This window comes from Streptomyces glaucescens, from assembly GCF_000761215.1.
In the GTDB taxonomy this organism is placed as follows: Bacteria; Actinomycetota; Actinomycetes; order Streptomycetales; family Streptomycetaceae; genus Streptomyces; species Streptomyces glaucescens_B.
On the sequence record NZ_CP009438.1, the window covers coordinates 7015063 to 7034972 of the forward strand.

The 19910-nt window shown below is 73.4% G+C and carries 20 protein-coding genes; 11 read left to right on the forward strand and 9 right to left on the reverse strand.

Annotation, left to right across the window (positions count from 1 at the left end):
* Positions 1 to 1305 carry a phospholipase D-like domain-containing protein gene (locus SGLAU_RS30350; RefSeq protein ID WP_043505770.1) on the reverse strand — a complete coding sequence of 435 codons (1305 nt, stop codon included), beginning with the start codon at positions 1303 to 1305 and terminating at the stop codon, positions 1 to 3.
* 357 nt (positions 1306 to 1662) lie between these two features.
* Between SGLAU_RS30350 and SGLAU_RS30355 the strand changes: the two genes are divergently transcribed.
* Positions 1663 to 2628, forward strand: coding sequence for a helix-turn-helix domain-containing protein (locus tag SGLAU_RS30355; RefSeq protein ID WP_244315365.1), 966 nt, complete (start codon positions 1663 to 1665; stop codon positions 2626 to 2628).
* 108 nt (positions 2629 to 2736) lie between these two features.
* Here the strand turns inward: SGLAU_RS30355 and SGLAU_RS30360 are convergent, their stop codons facing one another.
* Together SGLAU_RS30360 and SGLAU_RS30365 are read right to left on the reverse strand one after the other, a co-directional pair.
* Entirely contained in the window at positions 2737 to 3603 is an 867-nt protein-coding gene (locus SGLAU_RS30360) for an AraC family transcriptional regulator (protein ID WP_043505772.1), read from the reverse strand.
* Positions 3604 to 3827: 224 nt separating this feature from the next.
* Positions 3828 to 4025: a ferredoxin gene (locus tag SGLAU_RS30365; RefSeq protein ID WP_043505774.1), complete on the reverse strand. Its 198-nt coding sequence runs from the start codon at positions 4023 to 4025 to the stop codon at positions 3828 to 3830.
* Between the two features lie 208 nt (positions 4026 to 4233).
* On the opposite strand from SGLAU_RS30365, the gene SGLAU_RS30370 reads away from it, so the two are divergent.
* Complete coding sequence (locus SGLAU_RS30370; RefSeq protein WP_043505775.1) at positions 4234 to 4851, forward strand: TOPRIM nucleotidyl transferase/hydrolase domain-containing protein; 618 nt, start codon at positions 4234 to 4236, stop codon at positions 4849 to 4851.
* A 35-nt stretch (positions 4852 to 4886) separates the two neighbouring features.
* Here SGLAU_RS30370 and SGLAU_RS30375 read toward each other — a convergent pair whose 3' ends face one another.
* Both SGLAU_RS30375 and SGLAU_RS30380 read right to left on the reverse strand, forming a co-directional pair.
* Positions 4887 to 5681 carry an SDR family NAD(P)-dependent oxidoreductase gene (locus tag SGLAU_RS30375; RefSeq protein WP_043505776.1) on the reverse strand — a complete coding sequence of 265 codons (795 nt, stop codon included), beginning with the start codon at positions 5679 to 5681 and terminating at the stop codon, positions 4887 to 4889.
* A gap of 285 nt (positions 5682 to 5966) precedes the next feature.
* Complete coding sequence (locus SGLAU_RS30380) at positions 5967 to 6197, reverse strand: DUF5133 domain-containing protein (protein ID WP_043505777.1); 231 nt, start codon at positions 6195 to 6197, stop codon at positions 5967 to 5969.
* 256 nt (positions 6198 to 6453) lie between these two features.
* On the opposite strand from SGLAU_RS30380, the gene SGLAU_RS30385 reads away from it, so the two are divergent.
* From SGLAU_RS30385 to SGLAU_RS30425, 9 genes are all read left to right on the forward strand, one after another.
* On the forward strand, positions 6454 to 7653 hold the full coding sequence (locus tag SGLAU_RS30385) for a hypothetical protein (RefSeq protein WP_043505778.1): 1200 nt from the start codon (positions 6454 to 6456) through the stop codon (positions 7651 to 7653).
* Between the two features lie 10 nt (positions 7654 to 7663).
* A complete protein-coding gene (locus SGLAU_RS30390; protein ID WP_043505779.1) occupies positions 7664 to 8254 on the forward strand; it encodes a hemerythrin domain-containing protein in 591 nt (196 codons plus the stop codon).
* A gap of 136 nt (positions 8255 to 8390) precedes the next feature.
* Positions 8391 to 10091: a RecQ family ATP-dependent DNA helicase gene (locus SGLAU_RS30395; protein ID WP_043505780.1), complete on the forward strand. Its 1701-nt coding sequence runs from the start codon at positions 8391 to 8393 to the stop codon at positions 10089 to 10091.
* Positions 10092 to 10165: 74 nt separating this feature from the next.
* On the forward strand, positions 10166 to 10633 hold the full coding sequence (locus SGLAU_RS30400; RefSeq protein WP_043505781.1) for a hypothetical protein: 468 nt from the start codon (positions 10166 to 10168) through the stop codon (positions 10631 to 10633).
* A complete protein-coding gene (locus SGLAU_RS30405; protein WP_043505783.1) occupies positions 10630 to 11805 on the forward strand; it encodes a zinc-dependent alcohol dehydrogenase in 1176 nt (391 codons plus the stop codon). Before SGLAU_RS30400 ends, SGLAU_RS30405 begins: the two co-directional genes overlap by 4 nt.
* Complete coding sequence (locus tag SGLAU_RS30410) at positions 11802 to 12575, forward strand: phosphodiesterase (RefSeq protein WP_099052877.1); 774 nt, start codon at positions 11802 to 11804, stop codon at positions 12573 to 12575. The genes SGLAU_RS30405 and SGLAU_RS30410 overlap by 4 nt, the downstream gene beginning before the upstream one ends.
* 93 nt (positions 12576 to 12668) lie before the next feature.
* On the forward strand, positions 12669 to 13532 hold the full coding sequence (locus SGLAU_RS30415) for an MBL fold metallo-hydrolase (protein ID WP_043505784.1): 864 nt from the start codon (positions 12669 to 12671) through the stop codon (positions 13530 to 13532).
* A gap of 217 nt (positions 13533 to 13749) precedes the next feature.
* Positions 13750 to 14727, forward strand: a complete 978-nt coding sequence (locus SGLAU_RS30420; protein ID WP_043505785.1) for an SDR family oxidoreductase — start codon at positions 13750 to 13752, stop codon at positions 14725 to 14727.
* A complete protein-coding gene (locus SGLAU_RS30425; RefSeq protein ID WP_043505786.1) occupies positions 14724 to 15500 on the forward strand; it encodes an alpha/beta fold hydrolase in 777 nt (258 codons plus the stop codon). Before SGLAU_RS30420 ends, SGLAU_RS30425 begins: the two co-directional genes overlap by 4 nt.
* A gap of 99 nt (positions 15501 to 15599) precedes the next feature.
* Here SGLAU_RS30425 and SGLAU_RS30430 read toward each other — a convergent pair whose 3' ends face one another.
* The 4 genes from SGLAU_RS30430 to SGLAU_RS30445 form a co-directional block, all read right to left on the reverse strand.
* The gene (locus SGLAU_RS30430; RefSeq protein ID WP_208868963.1) at positions 15600 to 16061 is read right to left on the reverse strand and encodes an SPW repeat protein; all 462 of its coding nucleotides are present in this window, start codon (positions 16059 to 16061) and stop codon (positions 15600 to 15602) included.
* 64 nt (positions 16062 to 16125) lie between these two features.
* Positions 16126 to 17073 carry a Rieske 2Fe-2S domain-containing protein gene (locus tag SGLAU_RS30435; RefSeq protein WP_208868964.1) on the reverse strand — a complete coding sequence of 316 codons (948 nt, stop codon included), beginning with the start codon at positions 17071 to 17073 and terminating at the stop codon, positions 16126 to 16128.
* Positions 17074 to 17254: 181 nt separating this feature from the next.
* Complete coding sequence (locus SGLAU_RS30440) at positions 17255 to 19246, reverse strand: flavin monoamine oxidase family protein (RefSeq protein ID WP_043505790.1); 1992 nt, start codon at positions 19244 to 19246, stop codon at positions 17255 to 17257.
* A 147-nt stretch (positions 19247 to 19393) separates the two neighbouring features.
* Positions 19394 to 19897 carry a carboxymuconolactone decarboxylase family protein gene (locus SGLAU_RS30445; protein ID WP_043505791.1) on the reverse strand — a complete coding sequence of 168 codons (504 nt, stop codon included), beginning with the start codon at positions 19895 to 19897 and terminating at the stop codon, positions 19394 to 19396.
* Positions 19898 to 19910: the final 13 nt, after the last annotated feature.

Sequence of the window (19910 nt, forward strand, 5' to 3'; positions counted from 1 at the left end):
TCAGCCGCCGCAGGCGGACCGGATCCGGTAGAAGGTCGACAGGTACTTGGTGTGGTAGTCCGCGCTGGTGATCCGGACGAACGACTCGTCCGCGGAGCGCAGCGAGGAGCCGATCAGGTTGGCGCTGCCCGTGTACACCCGCGGCGTGATGTCACCGTTGTAGTCGCCGTCGATCAGGATCTGCTTGTTGTGCGGGCGTACGTCGATCCCCGGCCCGTTGGGGATCATGCAGCCGCGGTGCTGGATGTTCGCGCCGGTCAGCGTGGACTTCACCTTCGACTCGGCCGACGCGTAGAGGATGTCGATCCAGCAGCCCTGGGCGCGCAGCTGGGCGAGCTTGTCGGCCACCTGGATGCGTGAGTCGTTGAAGTACAGCATCACGATCCGGATGTCCGTCTGGTGCCGCTTGCCGTCGGTGCCGGTGTAGGCGCAGGAGACCTCGTCGAGCACGTTGACGATCGTGTCCGTGGCCGGGTTGTTGTACGACGAGTCGCCGCGCGGGAAGAAGTAGCCGCGGTAGGTGGAGCCGGTGGGCGTGGAGAAGTACACGTTGTTGTTGCCGCTCGCCAGGTGGCGGCCGGCCCGCAGCTTCTCGTGGTAGCTCGCGTAACCGTCGTACACCGCGCTGTCGGAGAAGGTGACGGCGTCGTTGAACGACTCGACCTTGTACCAGTTCGACAGGTTCGACGACGTCTGGAAGACGACCTTGGAGTACGAGGTGCCGTCGTCGAAGGGACCGATCTTCGAGAAGACGAAGAACTTGTTGTGGTTGTACGCCGGTCCGGGCGGTGCCACGGCGAGGCAGCCGCGCTGCACGTCGTCCACGCCGTCGTTGTCCTCGAACCGGTCGTCGCAGACCACGACCCAGGAGCGGGCGGTGTCGCTGGTGCCCAGCCCCGACTTCAGCGACTCGTAGGCGGGGTTGGCGTACTGCCGGCCTTCGCCGTCGACGTAGGTCGAGTCGTCCACGACGAGCTTGACGTCGACGCCGCGCCGGTGGGCGGCGAGCAGCGCGTCGGCCACCTGCTGGTCGCCGAACTCGAACATCGAGCCGCGGATCGTCTGACCGGCCCCAGTCGCGTCGATCAGGGCGACGAGCTGGGTGAAGACGGCCTTCTGCTGCTCCGCGGTGCCCAGCGGGTCGTTGAAGACCGGCCCGTTGATCACCGGCTTGGTCAGGGCGGCGGCCTGGGGAGCGCCGCCGAGCACCAGTGCGCCCGCCATGAGCACGGCCGCGGTGAGGGTTCTGGTGAGGACGCGCAGACGGGCGCCGCCGCGTATTCGGAACGTGCGTGCCTGGGACATGGGCCAGCCTCTTGGAGATCGATCAGATGAAGTCACCTCGGCGACGCGGGTGGTCCTCGCACGCACGGCCGCCACCGTCGCGGCCCGCGCGGTCCCCCCGCCTCCCCCCGACACGGAGATGCCGACCATGAGGTGTGCATGTCGGTTCGTTGGTCATGGGCATCCTGGCCCGCCGCCCGGCGCCGCGTCATGCGCTCCCGGCGCCGACTGATGCGCACTCAGCGCCACTCCGGGACCGGCGCACCGGACCGGCAGCCCCCGCGGGGCACTTGACGCAAAGGGCCCTGTCCTCCGCCGATCTCCTGATCCACACTGCCTGCGACCGTTCTGTACTGATGAGCGTCGGGGGCACTCATGATGAAGACGGTGCTGGACACGACCGGCCTGCCGACGGCCGACCGGACGACGGCCTGGGCGGAGACCGCCGCACTGGCCCTGGTGACACAGCGCTTCCGGTTCCAGGACCCGGAACGCTTCGGGGCCCGGATACGGGCGACGGAGCTGGGCGCGGTGCAACTGTCCACGATCTCCTACGCCCCGCTGGTCTCTTACCGTTCCGCGCGGCTCATCCGCCAGTCGGACCCCGAGTTCCACCAGCTCGCGCTGGTCACCTCCGGACGGCAGGGCGTGGAGCAGGCCGGCCACCAAGCGGCCCTGCGCCCCGGCGAGATGGCGCTGTACGACAGCTCCCGGCCCTTCCGGGGCTGGGCCGAGGCCGGGCCCTGGTCGAGCTGTGTGCTGCTCCAGTTCCCCCGAGGGCTGATGCCGCTCCCGGACCGGGTGGTCCGGCAGGTGTGCGGAACCGTCCTGCGGCCCACGCCGGGCATGGGGCTGATGTTCCGTCAGATGCTCACCACGCTGGCCGGGTCACGGGCCGAGCTGACCGGCGGCGACCGGATCAGACTGGGCACCACCCTGGTGGACCTCGCGGCAGCGGTCGTCGCGGGGCACGTGGAGGAGGCGGCGGCGCTGCCGGCGCAGTCCCGGAGGTCGTCGCTCTACCACGAGATGCTGGGGTTCATCGTCCGGAACCTGTCCGACCCGGGTCTCAGGCCTGCCTCCCTGGCCGAGGCGCACTGCGTGTCCCCGCGCACGGTGCACCGTGTCTTCCAGGCCCACGGGACGACGGTGGGCGACGTCATCCGGCGCGAGCGGATGTCCCGCTGCCGCCGGGATCTCGCGGACCCGTACGACACCCGGCCGGTCGCGGCGATCGGCGCCCGCTGGGGCTTTCCCCGGGCCTCGGAGTTCACCCGTGCCTTCCGCGCGGCGACCGGCATGACACCGACCGAGTTCCGCGCCCTCGCGCAGAATCGTTTCTGAAGGGCGATGACCGGGGCGGTGGCCATCCGCCGCGGCGACCTCCGGCCGGATGACCGGGGGAGCGCGTGCTCCAGCCGCTCGGTGAAGCCGGCCGCAGCACGCGCGGGTTCAGCCCTGTTCCCGCTCCACCGGCAGCCACAGCTCGGCGTCGGCCTCCGTCCCGTCCGGGGACGGACGGGTGCGCAGGATCTCGGGGCCGGGCCGGCCGCGGTACGGGTTGGCCGGGAACCACTGCGTGAACACGTCCCGCCACAGCTCCTGGATGGCCTGCGGCGCCGGTCCGGAGGTGGTGAAGACCGCCCAGGTGCCGGCCGGGACCGACAGCACGGTGGTGCCCTCGGGGGCGGGCGCCGAGGTGATCACCCCTTGGTAGTAGTCGAGTCCGGTGCCTTCGGCACGGCTCGGGTCGAGGCCGTCGCAGACCGAGAGGACGCCGCGCGGGTCCGCGTCCGACAGCCTTTCCAGGCGCTCCAGCACCTGCGGATCGATCCCGCGGACGAAGTCGACGATCGCCTGGTTCGGACCCGAGTGCACCAGTGGCACCCGGGCCTTGAGGCCGACGACGTCGAAGTCCGGCCTGTCCACTACGCGGTAGCGCATGCTGCTGCTCCCTTCGACGGTGAGACGGAAGGACAACCGGGGCTGGGAGACCAGCGCGGCACCGCTGCGCCGGGCCTCGCCGGGGCCGACGCCGTGCACGGCCCGGAACGCCCTGCCGAACGCCTCGCCGGAGCCGTAGCCGTAGCGCACCGCGACGTCCAGCAGGGACTCGCGTCCGGCGAGCACCGCGGCACCGGCGACGGTGAGCCGGCGGCGGCGCACGTACTCCGACAGCGGCAGGCCCGCGAGCGCGGAGAACATGCGCCGCAGGTGGTACTCCGACGTGGCCGCGATGCGCGCCAGCTCGGCCACGTCGACCCGCTGGTCGAGATGGCGCTCGATGTGTTCCAGAGCCTGGTTGAGACGGTCCAGCACTCCCGGCCCCCTTCCTCTTTCGCGGTCACCACGCTAGGCGCCGGGCGGGTCGCCGGACCCGACATCCTGTGCCCGGTCCGGTCGGGTCCGCGGGCCGCCCGCGGACCGGGGGAGGAGCGGACCGGCGGGGAGCGGCGCCGGGACGGGAACGGCCCGGCCGTCCACGCTCCGGGACGACCGGACCGCCGGGCCCGCCCCGGCCGTGCCGGGGCGGGCTCAGTGTGTCACTCGCCGTCGAGGGTGATGGCGGCGGAAGGACACGCGGTGGCCGCCCCTTGTACGGCCCTGAACTGGTCCTCGGGCGGCTCGGGAGTGAGGAGGACGACGACGCCGTCCTCGTCGCGCTGGTCGAAGACGTCCGGTGCGGCGACGACACACCCTCCCGAGCCGCAGCACTTGTCCTGGTCGACGGTGATCCTCATGCTCGTCCTTTCTCCTCGGCCGGCGGCCTCCGGCCGGCTGCCTCGGGCCCGGCCGGCACGACAGACGTGTTCACCGTGGGGTACCACGCCCTCCGCGCCGTCGGCGGTGTGCGCACCGCGCACGGCGGCGAGGAGGACCCGGTAGGCCGACACGGCGACGGGCGCAAAACCCCTCGCGCGACACCGGGAAGCGGGACAGACTCGTCCCATGGCGGACATGGGGGCGTTCCGGGACGCGGTCACCGCGTGGGCGGCCGGCGGGCCCGGGGACCGCGCGCGCGAGCTGGCCTCGCGGCTGCCGGTCCGGACGGTCGTCCTGCTGGAAGGCCCGAGCGACGCCGCCGCGGTCGGCGCGCTCGCGACGAGCCGCGGCCGGGACCTCGCGGCCGAGGGGGTGTGCGTGCTGCCGATGGGCGGCGCGATGAGCGTGGGGCGGTTCGCCCGGCTCCTCGGCCCGCCCGGTCTGGGACTGCGTCTCACGGGTCTGTGCGACGAGGCGGAGCGCCGTTACTACGCGCGCGGCTTCCACCTGGCCGGCGCCGCGCCGCAGGACTTCTTCGTCTGCGCGGCCGACCTGGAGGACGAGCTCATCCGCGCGCTGGGCGCGGCACGGGTGACGGAACTGGTCCGGGCGGAGGGCGATCTGCGCGCCCTGCGGACCTTCCTGCACCAGCCCGCCCAGCAGGGCCGCACCACCCAGCAGCAGTTGCGGCGCTTCCTGGGGACCAAGAAGGGGCGCAAGATCCACTACGGCCGGGTCCTGGTCGAGGCGCTCGGCCCCGGCCCCGCCCCCGGCCCGCTGGACGGCCTGCTCACCAGTCTCTGACCCCCGGGGGCGTCACGTCCCCGGGGACGCGCACGTCAGGGAAGGATCGAGTCGACGTACCCGCCGTCGACGCGGAGCGCTCCGCCCGTCGTGGCCGACGCCTGCTCGGAGCTGAGGTAGACGACCATGTGGGCGATCTCCTCGGGCTCGATCAGCCGCTGCAGCAGGGACTGCGGCCGGTGCTCGCGCATGAACGCGCGCTGCGCGTCCTCCCAGGGGAGGTCCCGGTCGACGAGCTCGTAGACGAAGTCCTCGACGCCACCGCTGTGCGTGGGGCCCGCGATGACCGAGTTCACCGTCACGCCCGTGCCCGCGGCTGCCTTGGCGAAGCCCCGGCTCACCGCCAGCAGCGCGGTCTTCGACATCCCGTAGTGGATCATCTCGGCCGGGATGACGACCGCGGAGTCGCTGGCCACGTACTGGACGCGGCCCCAGCCGCGCTCGGTCATGCCCGGCAGGTACTGCCGGGTCAGCCGCACGGCGGCGAGGACGTTCACCTCGAAGTAGCGCCGCCACTCGTCGTCGGTGATCTCCAGCGGGTCGGCGGAGCCGAAGACACCGAGGTTGTTGACGAGGATGTCCACCTGCGGCAGCACCTCCCGGACCCGGGCCGCCCCCTCCTCCCGGGACACGTCGGCGGCGACCGCCACCAGGTCGGCGCCGGGGGCCTGCGCGGCGAGCGACTCGACACTGTCGGCGACCCGCCGCTCGTCGCGGCCGTTGACGCCCACCCGCGCCCCGGCCCGGGCGAGGGCGACGGCGATGGCCGCGCCGATGCCCTGCGTGGAGCCGGTGACCAGTGCGGTGCGTCCTGTCAGGTCGATGTGCATAAGAGGGTGGGTTCCCTTCGCGCGCCGGTGGACGGGACCCGTCCAGTCTGGCGTCGGTGCGGGCCCGCCGCCTGCCCGGGCGTGCGGACCGGTGGGCCGGGCCTCCGTCCAGTCTGGCGGCGGGCCCGGCCTCCGGGGAGCCGCGCGCCGGACTGGCGGAGGGATCTTGCGCGCGGAAGACCGCGCGCAAGCGGCTGCGGACGCGTCCCTGTCCGGCCCCGGGCGGCACGCGCGCCGGACCTTCCTCGTTCCGCGGCCGCCTGCAGGCCGGCGGCGGGCCGCCGGTCAGGTGGTGGTGAGCAGCGAGTCGTCCTCCGGACGGGCACCGGGCAGCTGGTGACGGGCGGCGATGAGCGCGGCGTCGACGTCACGGGTGCCGGTCGCCACGCACAGCGTGTAGGCGACGTCGTCCATCCGCTGCTGCACCTCGGGGCTGCCGTCCTCGGCGTGCAGGATGCGCAGCGTGTCGTACTGCTCGATGAGGTTCTTGAGAACCGCGGGGTGTGCCATCAGCATCGGGTGTCTCCCTGGTCGCCGCCACTCACATGGGTTGTACAGCGACCCGTCTGCCCCGCGTCCCGACCGGTATTCCCCCGCTTCGGTCCACGGACCGCGACTCCTGCTGGCCCGGCCGGGGGAACCACACCCTGCCGGGCCAGCAGAAGTGACCGAAAGGCGTCGGTCACGGCGAGACTCGTGGCGGACCTGTGCTCGGCGTCCGAGGCGGGGTACCCGCCGGCGCACGAGTTGCCCTGCCCCAGGAGGCGCACCCATGACCTTCAACCCGCTCGAACAACGCGGCATCCCGCTGGACCGCCAGCTGCGCAACTGGCGCGAGCTGAACGTCCAGCCCATCGACCCGGACCGCTGCGACCCGTACACCCGGTGCCGGATCATCACGATGAACGGCATCGAGGTGGAGGCGATCCTCTTCAGCCATCACCTCGCCCGCAACACCGTCGACCCGGAGGTCAAGCGCCAGCTCGCGCAGACCCGCTACATCGAGGCCCAGCAGCAGAAGGTCGTGAACTGGCTGCTGCCCGGTGTGTCCTCGGTGCTGGAGACGACGATCGCCTACGAACAGGTCGCGGTGGACCTGACGGCGTGGGTGGCCCGCATGGAGCCGGACCCGTACCTGAAGCAGGCCTACCAGTTCGGCGTGCTGGAGGACTTCGACCACCTGTACCGGTACGCCAACCTCTACGAGATGATCGAGCACCGCAAGGCGGAGTCGATCGTCGACAACCTCACCGAGGTGATGCCGGGCCGGCCGACGAAGTACCACCACCGCAACCCGGCGGACAACGTCCGCGACCCGTACGCCAAGGACCAGACCGACCCGCTGTCGAAGCTGCACGCGCTGACGATCATGTCGGCGGAGCAGCAGACGATGAACTTCTACATGAACACCGGCCCCACCTACATGGAGCCGATCGCCCGTCAGCTCTACCAGGAGATCGGCCTGATCGAGGAGGAGCACGTCACCCACTACGAGTCGCTCGTCGACCCGGGCGAGACCTGGTGGGAGCAACTGGTCAACCACGAGTACAACGAGTGCTACCTGTACTACTCCTTCATGGAGCAGGAGAGCGACCCCAAGGTGAAGGCGATCTGGGAACTGCACCTGAACATGGAGCTGGAGCACCTGCACACCGCCTGCGACCTGATGCGCCGCTTCGACGGACGGGAACCGCAGGAGGTCCTGGCGCCCGAGCTGCCCAACGTGCTCACCTTCGAGCCGAACAAGCAGTACCTGCGCGAGCTGCTGGACACCCAGATGGACCTGACCACCCTGGGCGCCGGCTACGTCCGCGAGGCGCACGAGCGGTTCGAGAAGATGCAGGAGCAGATCCACGGCGGCGAGGAGCCGCCGAGCGAGCGGGTCATGGCCGAGCACCAGGACATGTTCGGGCGCGAGTACCGCGTCCAGTCCGAGGGTGAGCACCCCGACCCCGCGATGCGCGAGAAGTGAGGCGGCCCGCATGTCCCAGCTCCACACCCCGCAGGCCGGTGACGACCAGTCCGAGGACCTGGACGTCGTCGCCCTGCTGATGCGCCAGCACGGCGACATCCGCAACCTCTTCGACGAGGTCGAGGCCACCACCGGAGACGAGCGCCGTGAGGCCTTCCGGCGGCTGGTGCGCCTGCTCGCCGTCCACGAGACCGCGGAGGAGGAGGTCGTCCACCCCTTCGCCCGCCGGTCCATGCCGGGCGGCCAGCAGATCGTGGAGGACCGCCTCGCCGAGGAGAAGGCGGCCAAGGAGACCCTGGCCGCCCTCGACGACATGGACACCGACGACCCCGGCTTCCTGCCGAAGCTGCGGGCGCTGCGCACCGACGTGCAGGAGCACGCCCGCAAGGAGGAGCGCTACGAGTTCAGCCACATCCGCCGCAGCACCGACGTCACCAACCTCGCCGCCATGGCCAAGGCCGTGAAGGCCGCGGAGGCCATGGCCCCGACCCGGCCGCACCCCGGCGTCCAGTCGGGCGCGGCCAACGTGGCCCTCGGCCCCGTCGCCGCCCTCATGGACCGCACCAAGGACGCCGTCCGCAAGGCCATGGGCAAGGACTGAGACGCCCGCCCGCCGATCCCCGGGACCTCACCTGTGGGACACACCGGTCGCCCGGTGTTCCCGCAGGTGAATCCGGCCGCCACGGGTACCCGGTGCGCCAGGGCGCGACCGCGTCCGGCAGCGAAGGGAGAGGGCCGTGGCAGCGCGGAGCCAGGGGGCACGACAGGACCGGGCGGCTCGCCTGCGGGCGACCGCGGCCGACGTCTTCGGCTGGGACACCCTGCTGCCCGAGCAGCTCACCGCCATGCAATGGGTGCTCCAGGGCGAGGACACGCTCGTCGTCATGCCGACCGGGTCCGGCAAGTCCGCCGTCTACCAGGTCCCCGCCGCGCTGCTGCCCGGACCGGTGGTGGTCGTCTCGCCCCTGCTGGCCCTCCAGCGGGACCAGATCGCCGGCCTGCCCGAGGGGGACCGCGCCCCGCGCGCGGTCGCGCTCAACTCCGACCTGGGCGCGGCGGACACCAAGGCCGCCTGGGAGGCCGTACGCCGCGGCGAGACCCGCCTCCTCTACCTGGCACCCGAGCAGCTGGCCAAGGACGAGGTGGTGGAACGGCTCGCCGAGGCGGCCCCCGCCCTGTTCGTGGTGGACGAGGCGCAGTGCGTGTCCTCCTGGGGTCATGACTTCCGCCCCGACTACCTGCGCCTGGAGCAGGCCGTACGCCGGATCGGCGGGCCGCCGGTCCTCGCGCTCACCGCGACCGCCGCACCGCCGGTGCGCAGGGAGATCGCGGAGCGTCTGGGCATGCGCGACCCTCGGGTGATGGTGACGGGGTTCGACCGGCCGAACATCAGACTGGAAGTCCGCCGCTTCCAGGACGACGACGACCGGCGCCGCGCCGTCGTCGAGCGGGCCGCCGCCGAGGCCAAGCCGGGCATCGTCTACGCCGCGACCCGCAAGGACACCGAGTACTACGCGGGGGAGCTGGCCGCCCTGGGCCTGGCCGCCGAGGCGTACCACGCGGGGCTGCGGGCCGCCGAGCGCGCCCGCATCCACGACGCCTTCCTCTCCGGCGCCGCGGACGTCGTGGTGGCCACCTCCGCCTTCGGGATGGGCATCGACAAGGAGGACGTGCGGTTCGTCCTGCACGCGGCGCTGCCGGGCTCGCTCGACGCCTACTACCAGGAGATCGGCCGCTGCGGCAGGGACGGGGAGCCGTCCCTCACCGTCCTGCACTACCGGCCGCAGGACACCGGGATGCAGACCTTCTTCGCCGGCCGCGCGCCCGGCCGCGACACCCTGTCCGACGTGGCCGACGCCGTCCACGAGCACCGCGAGGACCCGGCCGACCTCGACGAACTGCGCGAGGACACGGGCCTGTCGAGGAACCGCGTCACCGCCGCGGTCAACCTCCTGGAGGAGGCCGACGCCGTCGCCACGGGCGAGGAGGGCGAGGTGCGTCCCGCCCCCGGCGTGCCGCCCGGGCAGGCGGTGGAGCGGGCCGCGCGCACCGCGCAGGCACACCGGGAGACGGACCGGTCGCGGGTCGAGATGGCCCGCGCGTACGCCGAGACGACCGGCTGCCGGCGCCAGTTCCTGCTCGGCTACTTCGGCGAGGAGTACGACGGACCGTGCGGGAACTGCGACCTGTGCGACGAGGACGGCTCCGGGCACGAGGAGGAGCGGCCCGCCCACCCCGCGGTCGGCGCGTACCCCGTCGGAGCCGAGGTGCGGCACGCCCGGTGGGGCGACGGCACGGTGCTCAGCCAGGACGGCGACCGCATCACCGTCCTGTTCGACCAGGCCGGCTACCGCACCCTGGCCCTGGACGCCGTGGCCGGACGCGACGACCTGCTCACCGTGGTGCGCGCGCCCGGCGACGACGGGACGGCCACCTGACGTCCGTTTCGGGCCGGCGGCCCGGGTAACTCGCCGGGACGACAGCGGACAGCCCCGGACCGAGTGGAGGCGCAGTGAGGAAACGCGCATGGTGGATCCTGCCCGTGGCCGGTGCCGCGGCCGTCGGCGTGCACCGGGCCAGGTCGAGGACGTCCGGCGACGACCGGACGCGCGACCGGTGGCTCACGGTGACGGTCAACCGTCCGGCCGAGGAGGTGCGGCCCGGCGGACAGCTGCCCCCGCCGCTGCGGCCCTTCGACGACCGGATCGAGGTGGACGTCCGCCCGGCCCCCGGCGACCGGGGCACCGAGCTGGCCGTCCGGCTGAAGCAGCCACCGGGCGCCGCCCGTACCTCGCTCCCCGGCCGGCTCGCCGGCCAGGACCCGCGCCAGGAGCTGCGGCTCGCCCTGCGCGAGGCCAAGGCCCTGCTGGAGGCCGGGGAGGTGCTGCACCCGGACACACCGTCGACGACCCGTGAGACGCCGGGCGGCAAGCTGGTCGGGCTGCTCGTCCGCCGCTCCGGCGGGGAGGGAGTGCTGTGAAGGCGCTGTGCTGGGAAGGCGTGAACAAGCTGTCCGTCGAGAACGTCCCCGATCCGGAGCTGCACAACGACCAGGACATGATCGTCCGGCTCGTCGCGGGCACCACCTGCGGTTCGGACCTGCACCTCATCGGCGGCTACATCCCCGCCATGCGGGCCGGTGACATCATCGGGCACGAGTTCATCGGCGAGGTCGTCGAGACCGGACCCGGCGTGCGCAAGCACGCGGTGGGCGACCGGGTGGTGGTCTGCTCCTTCATCGGCTGCGGGCGCTGCTGGTACTGCGCCAACGACCTGTGGTCCCTGTGCGACAACACCAACACCAACCCGGGCATCGCCCAGGCCCTGTTCGGCTACGAGACGGCCGGCATCTTCGGCTACTCGCACGCCATGGGCGGCCTGCGCGGCAGCCACGCCGAGTACGTCCGCGTGCCGTTCGCCGACTACGGGGCGTTCCCCGTCCCCGAGGGCATCGACGACACCAGCGCCCTGTTCTGCTCGGACTCCGTGCCCACCGGCTGGATGGGCGCCGACCTGGCCGGAGTGAAGCCCGGCGACGTCGTCGCGGTGTGGGGCTGCGGCGCCGTGGGGCAGATGGCGGCCAGGGCGGCGCTGCTGCTCGGTGCGGAACGGGTCATCTCCATCGACCGCATCCCCGAGCGGCTGGCCATGACCGAGCGGTACACCGGCGCCGAGACCATCGACTACACGGCCGTCGACGTGGCCGCCGAGCTGCGCGAACGCACCGGCGGGCGCGGCCCCGACGTGTGCATCGAAGCCGTCGGCATGGAGGCGCACAGCGACGGCCCCGCGCACCTGTACGACCAGGCCAAGCAGCAGCTGCGACTGCAGACCGACCGTCCCACGGCCGTGCGCCAGGCCATCCACGCCTGCCGCAAGGGCGGCACGGTGTTCATCCTCGGCGTCTTCGCGGGCGCCGTCGACAAGTTCCCGCTCGGCGCGGTGATCAACAAGGGGCTCACGGTGCGCGGCGCGCAGATGCACGGCCAGCGGTACATCCCCATGCTCCTGGAGCGCATGGCGGCCGGCGAGCTGAAGACCGCCCACCTGGCCACCCACACCGTCCCGCTGGAGCAGGCGCCCCGGGCGTACGACATGTTCAAGCACAAGACCGACGGCTGCGTGCGGGCCGTCATCCGCCCGGCCTCGTGACCGGGCAGCCCGTCCGCGCCCCGCGCAGGACCGTCCGGACCGAAGCGGCCTACGCGCTCGCCCGGCGCATCGCCGAACGCAGGGCCGCACCGGCGCTGCACCCCGCGGGCGTGATGTGCGACGGAACGCTGGAGGTGCCCGGCACCGGCGACGGGCGGTGGCGGGTGCCCTGGCTGGACCGGCCGGGCTCCTACGCCGTGACGGTGCGCTGGTCGCGCGCCCTGGGCCTGCCCGGGCGGCTGCCGGACGGCCTGGGCCTGGCCCTGCGGGTCGAGGACGCCGACGGCGCCGGTGCGCCGCTCGACCTGCTGCTCACCTCCAGCCGCGCGGGCCGCCTGGGACGGCACCTGCCGTTGCTCCGGCGCGACGCCCTCGCCGGCCCGTACTCCACCCTCGTCGCCTACCGCGCGGGGCACCGCAGCCGCGTCCTCGCGGCCTTCCCGGAACGCGGTGAACACGGGCCGACAGGGGTCTCCCTGCCCGACCTGCGGCAGGCGCTGGCCCGCGCGCCGCTCCGCTTCGACCTGCGGGCGGCGGCCCCGGGCGAGCCCTGGCGCTCCTTCGCCGCGCTCACCCTCACCTCCGCGGCGCACCCGGTACCGGAGAGCGGCACGGTGTCGTACGACCCCTACCTGCACTGCCTTCCCGAGCTGCGCCCCACGGCCTGGCTGAGCGCGCTGCGCGAGGCCGCCTACCGGGGCTCCCGCGCGGGACGCGGCGGGCGCGCGCCCGGCCGGCCGAACCCGCCCGGAGCCGGAACCGGCGAGTGATCACCCGCGTCGGGGGTACTCCGTGCGCCCGGAGGCAACGGAACACGCGAGCGGCGGACGGGGCGGCCCGCCACCCCGTCGGACGGGACGGTCATGACCGGGATCACGGACGACACCACCGACGGCGCGCTCGACGTCCACTTCATCGGCAACGCGACCGTCCTGCTGCGCTACGGCGGGCTCACCCTCCTCACCGACCCCAACTTCCTGCACCGCGGACAGTTCGCCCACCTCGGTTACGGGCTGGTGAGCCGCCGCCTGACCGAACCGGCCCTGGACGTCGGGGAACTGCCCCGCCTCGACGGGATCGTCCTCTCGCACCTGCACGGCGACCACTGGGACCGCCGGGCCCGCAGGCACCTGGACCACTCGGTCCCGGTGCTCACCACACCGCACGCCGCGCGCCGGCTCCGGGTCGTGCACCGCTTCCCCCGCACCGCCGGGCTGCGGACCTGGCAGGGGCTCACCCTCCAGCGCGGCGGCACCCAGGTCAGGGTCACCGCGCTGCCCGGCCGCCACGCGGGGCAACCGCTGCTGCGCGGCCTGCTGCCCCCGGTGATGGGCAGCATGCTGGAGTTCGGGCCCGTCGGCGGGCCGGCCCGGCTGCGGCTGTACCTCTCCGGCGACACGCTGGTCTACGACGGCCTCGACGAGATCGCCCGCCGCTTCCCGGCCGCCGACCTGGCCGTACTGCACCTGGGCGGCACCCGGCTGCCCGGCGGCTTCGTGGTGACCATGGACGGCGCCCAGGGCGCGGAGCTGGCCCGGCGCCTCGACCCGCACCGCATCCTCCCCGTGCACTACGGCGACTACACGGTGATGCGCTCGCCGCTGTCCGCGTTCCTCGACGAGATCGACGCCGTCGGACTCGGCGACCGCGTCGTCCACTGCGGGCACGGCGGGCAGGCGCGGATCAGCCCCGTGCCCGGAGCGGCCCCGACGGTCACCTCACCGTGAGCCCACCGGCGGCGGGCCCCGCCCGCGAGCCCGTACGCCGCGGGAGCCGGCCGGGATTCCCGCCGGGTGACCGCCGGCCCCACGGACACGGGCCGTCGGGACGACACCATCGGCGTAGCGAACCACTCGTGGGGCACTCGCCGAGCGGTGCCCAGCGCCGTGCGGTGCTTGAGTGGCACATCCGACGGGTGCCGAGGACGCAGGGGAGAGGGCCGGTATGCGTGTGCGTGATTCCGTGGTCGTGATCACGGGTGCCTCCAGCGGCATCGGGCGGGCCACCGCCCTCGCCTTCGCCCGCAAGGGCTGCGCCGTGGTGCTGGCGGCACGCCGGGCCGAGGCGCTGGAGACGGTGCGGCGCGCGTGCGAGCGCCACCGCCGGGCGGAGGCGCTCGTCGTCCCGACCGACGTGACGGACGCCGCCGCCGTCGACGAGCTGGCCCGGCGCGCGGTGCAGCGCTTCGGCCGCGTCGACGTCTGGGTCAACGCGGCCGCCGTGAACGTCTTCGGCCCGTTCGGGGAAGTGCCCCTGGAGGACTTCCGCAGGGTCCTGGACGTCAACGTCATGGGGTACGTGCACGGGGCCCGCGCCGCCCTGCGGGTGATGCGCGAACAGGACCGGGGCACGCTGGTGAACGTCTCCTCCATCGTGGGCGTCGTGAGCCAGCCGTACACCCACGCCTACGGCATGTCCAAGCACGCGATCCGCGCGCTGAGCGCGAGCCTGCGCCAGGAGCTGCGGCTCGGCAAGGCCGCGCACCTGCACGTCTGCACGGTGCTGCCGGCCACCATCGACACGCCGCTGTTCCAGCACGCCGCCAACTACACGGGACGCAGACCGGTGGCCATGCCACCGGTCTACAGTCCCGAGCGGGTGGCCCGGGCCATCGTGCGCCTGGTCCGCGCACCCCGCCGCGAAGTCGTGGTGGGACCGATGGGCCGGTCGCTGGTCCTGCAGTCCCGGATCTCGCCGGGACTGGTGGAACGGACGATGGCCCGGCACGTCGACCGTACGCACCTGTCCCGGAAGGAACCCGCTCCGCCCGGCCGCGGCAACCTCCACGTTCCCGCCGCCGGCCAGGGCGCCACGCACGGCGGATGGGGCGGGCGCCGTCGCACCGCCGTGCGCGGGCTCGCCGCCGCCACCGTGCTCGCGGCCGCGGCGGCCGGCGCGGCACGGCGGGTCCGCACGCCTTGAGCGGCTGGGACGCGCACGAGTTCACGGCCGCCGCGGGCACCCGGGTCCACGCCGCCGTGCTGGGGCCGCCCGGCGCCCCCGAGGTGGTGTGCATCCACGGACTCGGCTGCTCCCACCGCTACTGGCTGCCGTTCGCCCGGGCCCTGTCCCCGCACGCCCGGACCGTCGCCCCGGACCTGCCCGGTTTCGGCCGCACCCCCGGTCCCCGGCGCGCCCTGGACGTCCGCGGGCTGTCACGGGCGCTGGCCGACTGGCTGCGGGCCACCGGACGGCACCCCGCGCTGCTCGTCGCCAACTCGCTCGGCTGCCAGGTCGTCGTCGACCTGGCCGTGCACGCACCCGAACTCGTCGGCCCCGCCGTCCTCATCGGCCCGACGTTCGACCGCGCCGCCCGCTCCACCCCGGTCCAGGTGGCACGGCTGCTGCGGGACGCCCTGCGGGAGCGCCCGTCACTCGCGCCGGCCCTGCTGACCAGCTACGCCCAGTGCGGGATCCGCCGTGCCTGGCGCACCTACCGCCATGCGCTGCACGATCCCGTCGAACACAAACTCCACCACCTGCGCACCCCGGTCGTCGTGGCCCGCGGCACCAGGGACCCCATCGTGCCGCGCGCCTGGGCCGAGGAGATCGCTTCCCTGCTCCCCGACGGCCGCCCGGCCTCGGTGCCCGGCGCCGGGCACGCGCTGAACCACGGGGCACCGCTGGAGCTGGCACGCTTCACCAGGGCACTGCTGGAGGAGGCCGGCGGTGGCGCCGGCCGGGTGAGGCCATGAGGAAGCCCCGTCCCCCGTGCGGCGCACGCGCGGAGGCCGGGGCGGTCACGGTCCGGGCAAGGGGAAGCGGCCGCGTGGCGCGACCGCTCCGCGGGGCCGTCACCTCATGCGGTCCGACCCGGTGGAACGCGGCTGACGAGCCGCGGCGCTGGCGGCGAGCGCCAGAAGCAGGGCGAGCGCACCCGTGATGATGTTGTTGACGACGCTCCTGGTGGTGCTGACGTCACCGGCCACGACCCAGGGGGCGATGATGGTCCACGCGCCCAGGGCACAGGCGGCCCACGCCATGCTGTGCGTGCGCTCGTAGGCACGGCCGAAGCCACCGCTCATCAGCAGCGCGTACGCGATGCCGACGATCAGGTTGGTGACAGCCAGCCTGGACAGGCCGTTGAATCCCGCGATCCACGGCGACGCCGCCAGGTAGAGACCGGTCAGGAGCGCCATCGTCTCGACGGCCTGGGCTCGCGGCGTGGCCGTCGCACGCTCGGCCATCTCATGGCGCGCGCGCATGTCGACGATGTCCGGGTGGGTCTCCATGGACGAGTGGGGATGGGTTGTCATTCCTTTCACCTCCGAGGCGCAAGTCCCCGAGCGCTGCCCGGGTACCCACCCTGCGCTGCCCCGATCACTCCCCGGCGGAACCCGTCACCCGCGCATCACGGTCCCGGGCGGCCAGGGCCTCCCGGTCGTCCCGGCGCAGGCGCACCTCGACGTGGCCGTCGACGATCCGGGAGTCGAAGGCGGGCTGCGGCGCGGTCGCGGGGCCGCGTACGTTGAGGCCGTCCGAGAGCCGGAAGACACTGCCGTGCCACGGGCACTCCACACAGCCGTCGGCGACGGTGCCCTCGGCCAGCGGCCCGGCGAGGTGACTGCACCGCTCGGCCAGGACGTGCACCGTCGTGCCGTCCTCGTTGACCACCAGCAGCGGCACGTCGTCCACGCTGCGCCGCACGGCCTCGCCGGGCGGGAACTCGTCCACGGCCCCGATCCGGTGCCAGCCCTCCCGGACCACCTGGGGCACCTCCTCGGCGTGATTGGCGCCGGCCGCCTGGCGGTAGGCCAGATGCCCGCCCAGCGCCCCGCCGAACCCCACTGCCGTCAGCCCCAGGAAGCCCAGCGTCCGCCCCGCCGCGTGGCGGCCCTTCGCCCGGCAGGTGAGCGAGGCGGCGTACAGCCCCAGGGAGGCGGCGTTGCTCAGCGCGTGCACCAGGCCGACCCGCGCCTGCCGGCTGTGCAGGTCCGCCCAGTCGACCGCGCCCGCGAGCGCCGCGGGCACGGCGGCGGCCAGCCCGACACCGATCAGCAGGCCCGCCTCGCGGGACCGGCCCGGCCGCAGGTCCAGGACCGCCGCGGACATCCAGGTGCCGATCGGCACCTGCACCAGCAGCGGGTGCACCGGGTGCCCCAGCCACCGGCCGTGCAGCGCGTCCCGGCCGGGCCCCAGCGGCAGGGCCCGGACCGCGCTCCTCATCGTGTCGATCAGGCGGTCGGCCCGCGGATCACCCTCCAGCCGGTCGAGCATCCGCAGGGCCCGGTTCTGCCGCACACGGCGGCGGTGAGGTGTAGCGCTCATGCCCGGCCGGGTCCCCACCCGCGCGGACGGCAAACGACGGCGTTGTCGCGCGGACGTCCCGCGCGGGGGAGCCGAGCGGGGCGGCCCCGCGAGGCGGGCCGGCGCCGGACGGGACGGGCGGGGCTCCCGGTGGGGCCTCCCGGAAGGCGGGGGAGGAGCACCGGGAGACCCGCCGCGGTCGTCAGCCGGTGTGCACCTTCAGGGCCGTCCGGACGGCGGACTCCAGGGCGCCTTCGATCCAGGCCGGCTTGACGGAGGTGTGATCACCCGCGAAGTGCAGCGGCCCCTCGGAGGTCGGGATGTCGGGGAACAGCTCCGTGTGCTGGCCGGGGAACAGCACGGACGCCTCACCGTAGGCGTAGTGGTCGCGCATCCACGACTGGGTCTTGCACTTGGTGGTGAAGAAGACCTCGCAGCGGCGGCCGAAGACGGCCTGCACTCCGGCGAGGGCCCGCAGGTACCGCTCCTCGTCGGCGTACGCGTCCCACTTGAGGGCGTCGTCGGCCCAGCTGTAGGAGGCGAGCAGCACTCCTCCGTCGCTGCCCTCCATCGGGTGGGCGTGCTCGAAGTACATGAAGCGGTTGGCGTTGTCGCTGACCGAGCCGCCGCCGCGGACCCGGGCCGCCTCCGGATCGTCGACGGCGGCGGGGCGGAAGGCGGCGAAGCAGCTCTTGTACGCGTCGGGGACCGTCACCCCCAGGGCCTTGACGGACGGGTGCGCGCCGAGGTACCTGCCGTCGGAGACCCGGCCCGCACGGTACTTGTCGTAGAGGCCGTCCTCGATGGAGTCCAGCGCGTGCTCCCACTGCTCCTCGGTGAACTCCCACCAGCGCTGCGAGAACTCCAGCAGCACCTTGGTCGCCGCGTCGTAGTGCAGTTCCGTGACGGCCCGGCGCTTGCCGTAGCCGAGCGGAGGGTCGAAGGCCACGTGGCGCAGCCCGGAGAAGGGCACGGTGATGATCGCCTCGTCGCCCTCGAAGACCTCCGTGACCCCACCGTGGCCGGTCTGGCAGTCCTCGGAGACCGTGTGCACCCTCACCTTGCCGCCGCCGCGTTCGACGCGCACGGCCCGCCGGTCGAGCCGCACCCTGCCCTTCACGGGCGCGTACAGCGCGTCGACGAGCGACGCGGTGCCGCCCTTGATCTCCCAGAACCGGGTCTTCGGGTCGATCAGCGCGCTCGACAGGAAGCTGTGCAGGAACGACAGGTGCATGCGGGAGGTGAGGTTCTGGATGGTGCCGACCAGGTCGACGGTCCTCGTGTCCAGCCCGGCGACCTCGGTCAGGTACCGGTACATGGACCAGTGGCCGTATCTCTTCAGTACGTCCACCCACCCCTCGACGAGGGCCGCCCCCTCCTTGCCGCGGATGAGCCGGTGCGCGGGTTCGAGGGCCTCCGCGAGGATGGCGGAGGCGGTCTTCGTGCGGTTCGGCCCGGTGACGCCGAAGGTGTCGTTGACCCTCTCGGGGTTCTTCTCGTAGTCGGCCCGGCGCACATGGACGCCGTTGACGTGGATCCAGGTGCGGTTGGCGCGCTGGGCGGGGTTGTCGACGTCCACGTCCACCAGGAGGAACTCCTGGCGCGGCAGGTCGAACTTGTCGAGCAGTGCCATGAGCAGCGGATGGCTCTCGGGCAGTCGCATCGCCCCGCCCTCCGCGTACTGCCTGGGATCGGCGAAGGGCTGGGCCCCGTTCTCGTGACCGCCCTTGCGGAACGTCTTGATACGCCCCCCGACCCGGTTGCCGTTGGCCTCGATCACGACGACGTCGTGGCCCGCCCGGTTCAGCAGGTCGGCGGCGAGCAGCCCCGCGGGCCCGGCCCCGACGACCAGCACCCTCTTGGTCGCCCTGCCGCGGCTGGGCGGCAGTCCGTGCTTGACGACCTCCAGGTAGCGCGGGACGAGGGGCTCGTCGTGCTCGTCGTGGACGACGATGGCGCGCGCGACCGTGATGTAGGCGTCGTCGCCGACTCCGGGCGGGGTGGCGGCCGGTGCGGTGGAGGGTGCGGTGGCGGGGCTGAGCGCGGTCGCGGGAGCGGTGGCGGCGGCGGTGAGTCCGGCGGCCAGCACGGAGGCTCCGGCGGCGGTGACCAGGGTGCGGCGTGCGGGGAGCGGGCTGTCGGGCGAGGTACCGGCCGCGCGCCGCTCCCCGCTCGTGACGTCGTGTGTGCTCATGGCGCACCACTCTTGGCGTACGAACCGCACCCGGGAGGCGCCTTCACGCAGACGGGCATCCCAAACCACTCGACCGGTGACTGACGCCTCCGCGCGCCTTGACGCCCACGGTCGCCGGCCGCCGGCGGACGACCGCGGGCGTGGGACTCATCGCTGCCGGCTCGTGCGCGACTCGCCGTCCCGGACGGGGTGCTTGCTCATGATCGAGACGCGGTTGAAGGCGTTCATGGTGACGGCGGCCCAGACGACCGCGGAGATCTCTTCGCCGGACAGCGCGGACCTGGCCTCGTCGTACGCCGCGCTCTGGGCGCCCGCGTCCGCGGGGTGGGTGGTGGCCTCCGCCAGGGCGAGCGCGGCCCGCTCCCTGGGGGTGAACAGGTCGGTGTCGCGCCAGGCGGCCAGCACGCCCAGCCGCCGGGTGGTGTCGCCCGCCCGCAGCGCGGCGCGGGTGTGCAGGTCGAGGCAGTAGGCGCAGGTGTTGATCTGGGACACGCGCAGGTTGACCAGTTCGACGAGGATCCGGTCCAGTCCGGCCGCGGCGGCCGCCTCCCTCACGGTCTGCGCCGTGGCGGTCAGCGCGCGGTACGCGTCGGGGTGCTGCTTGTCGATGTGGACCCGGTTGCCCGGTCCCGCCGCTGCCGTGTCCGTCACATGTGCTCCTTCG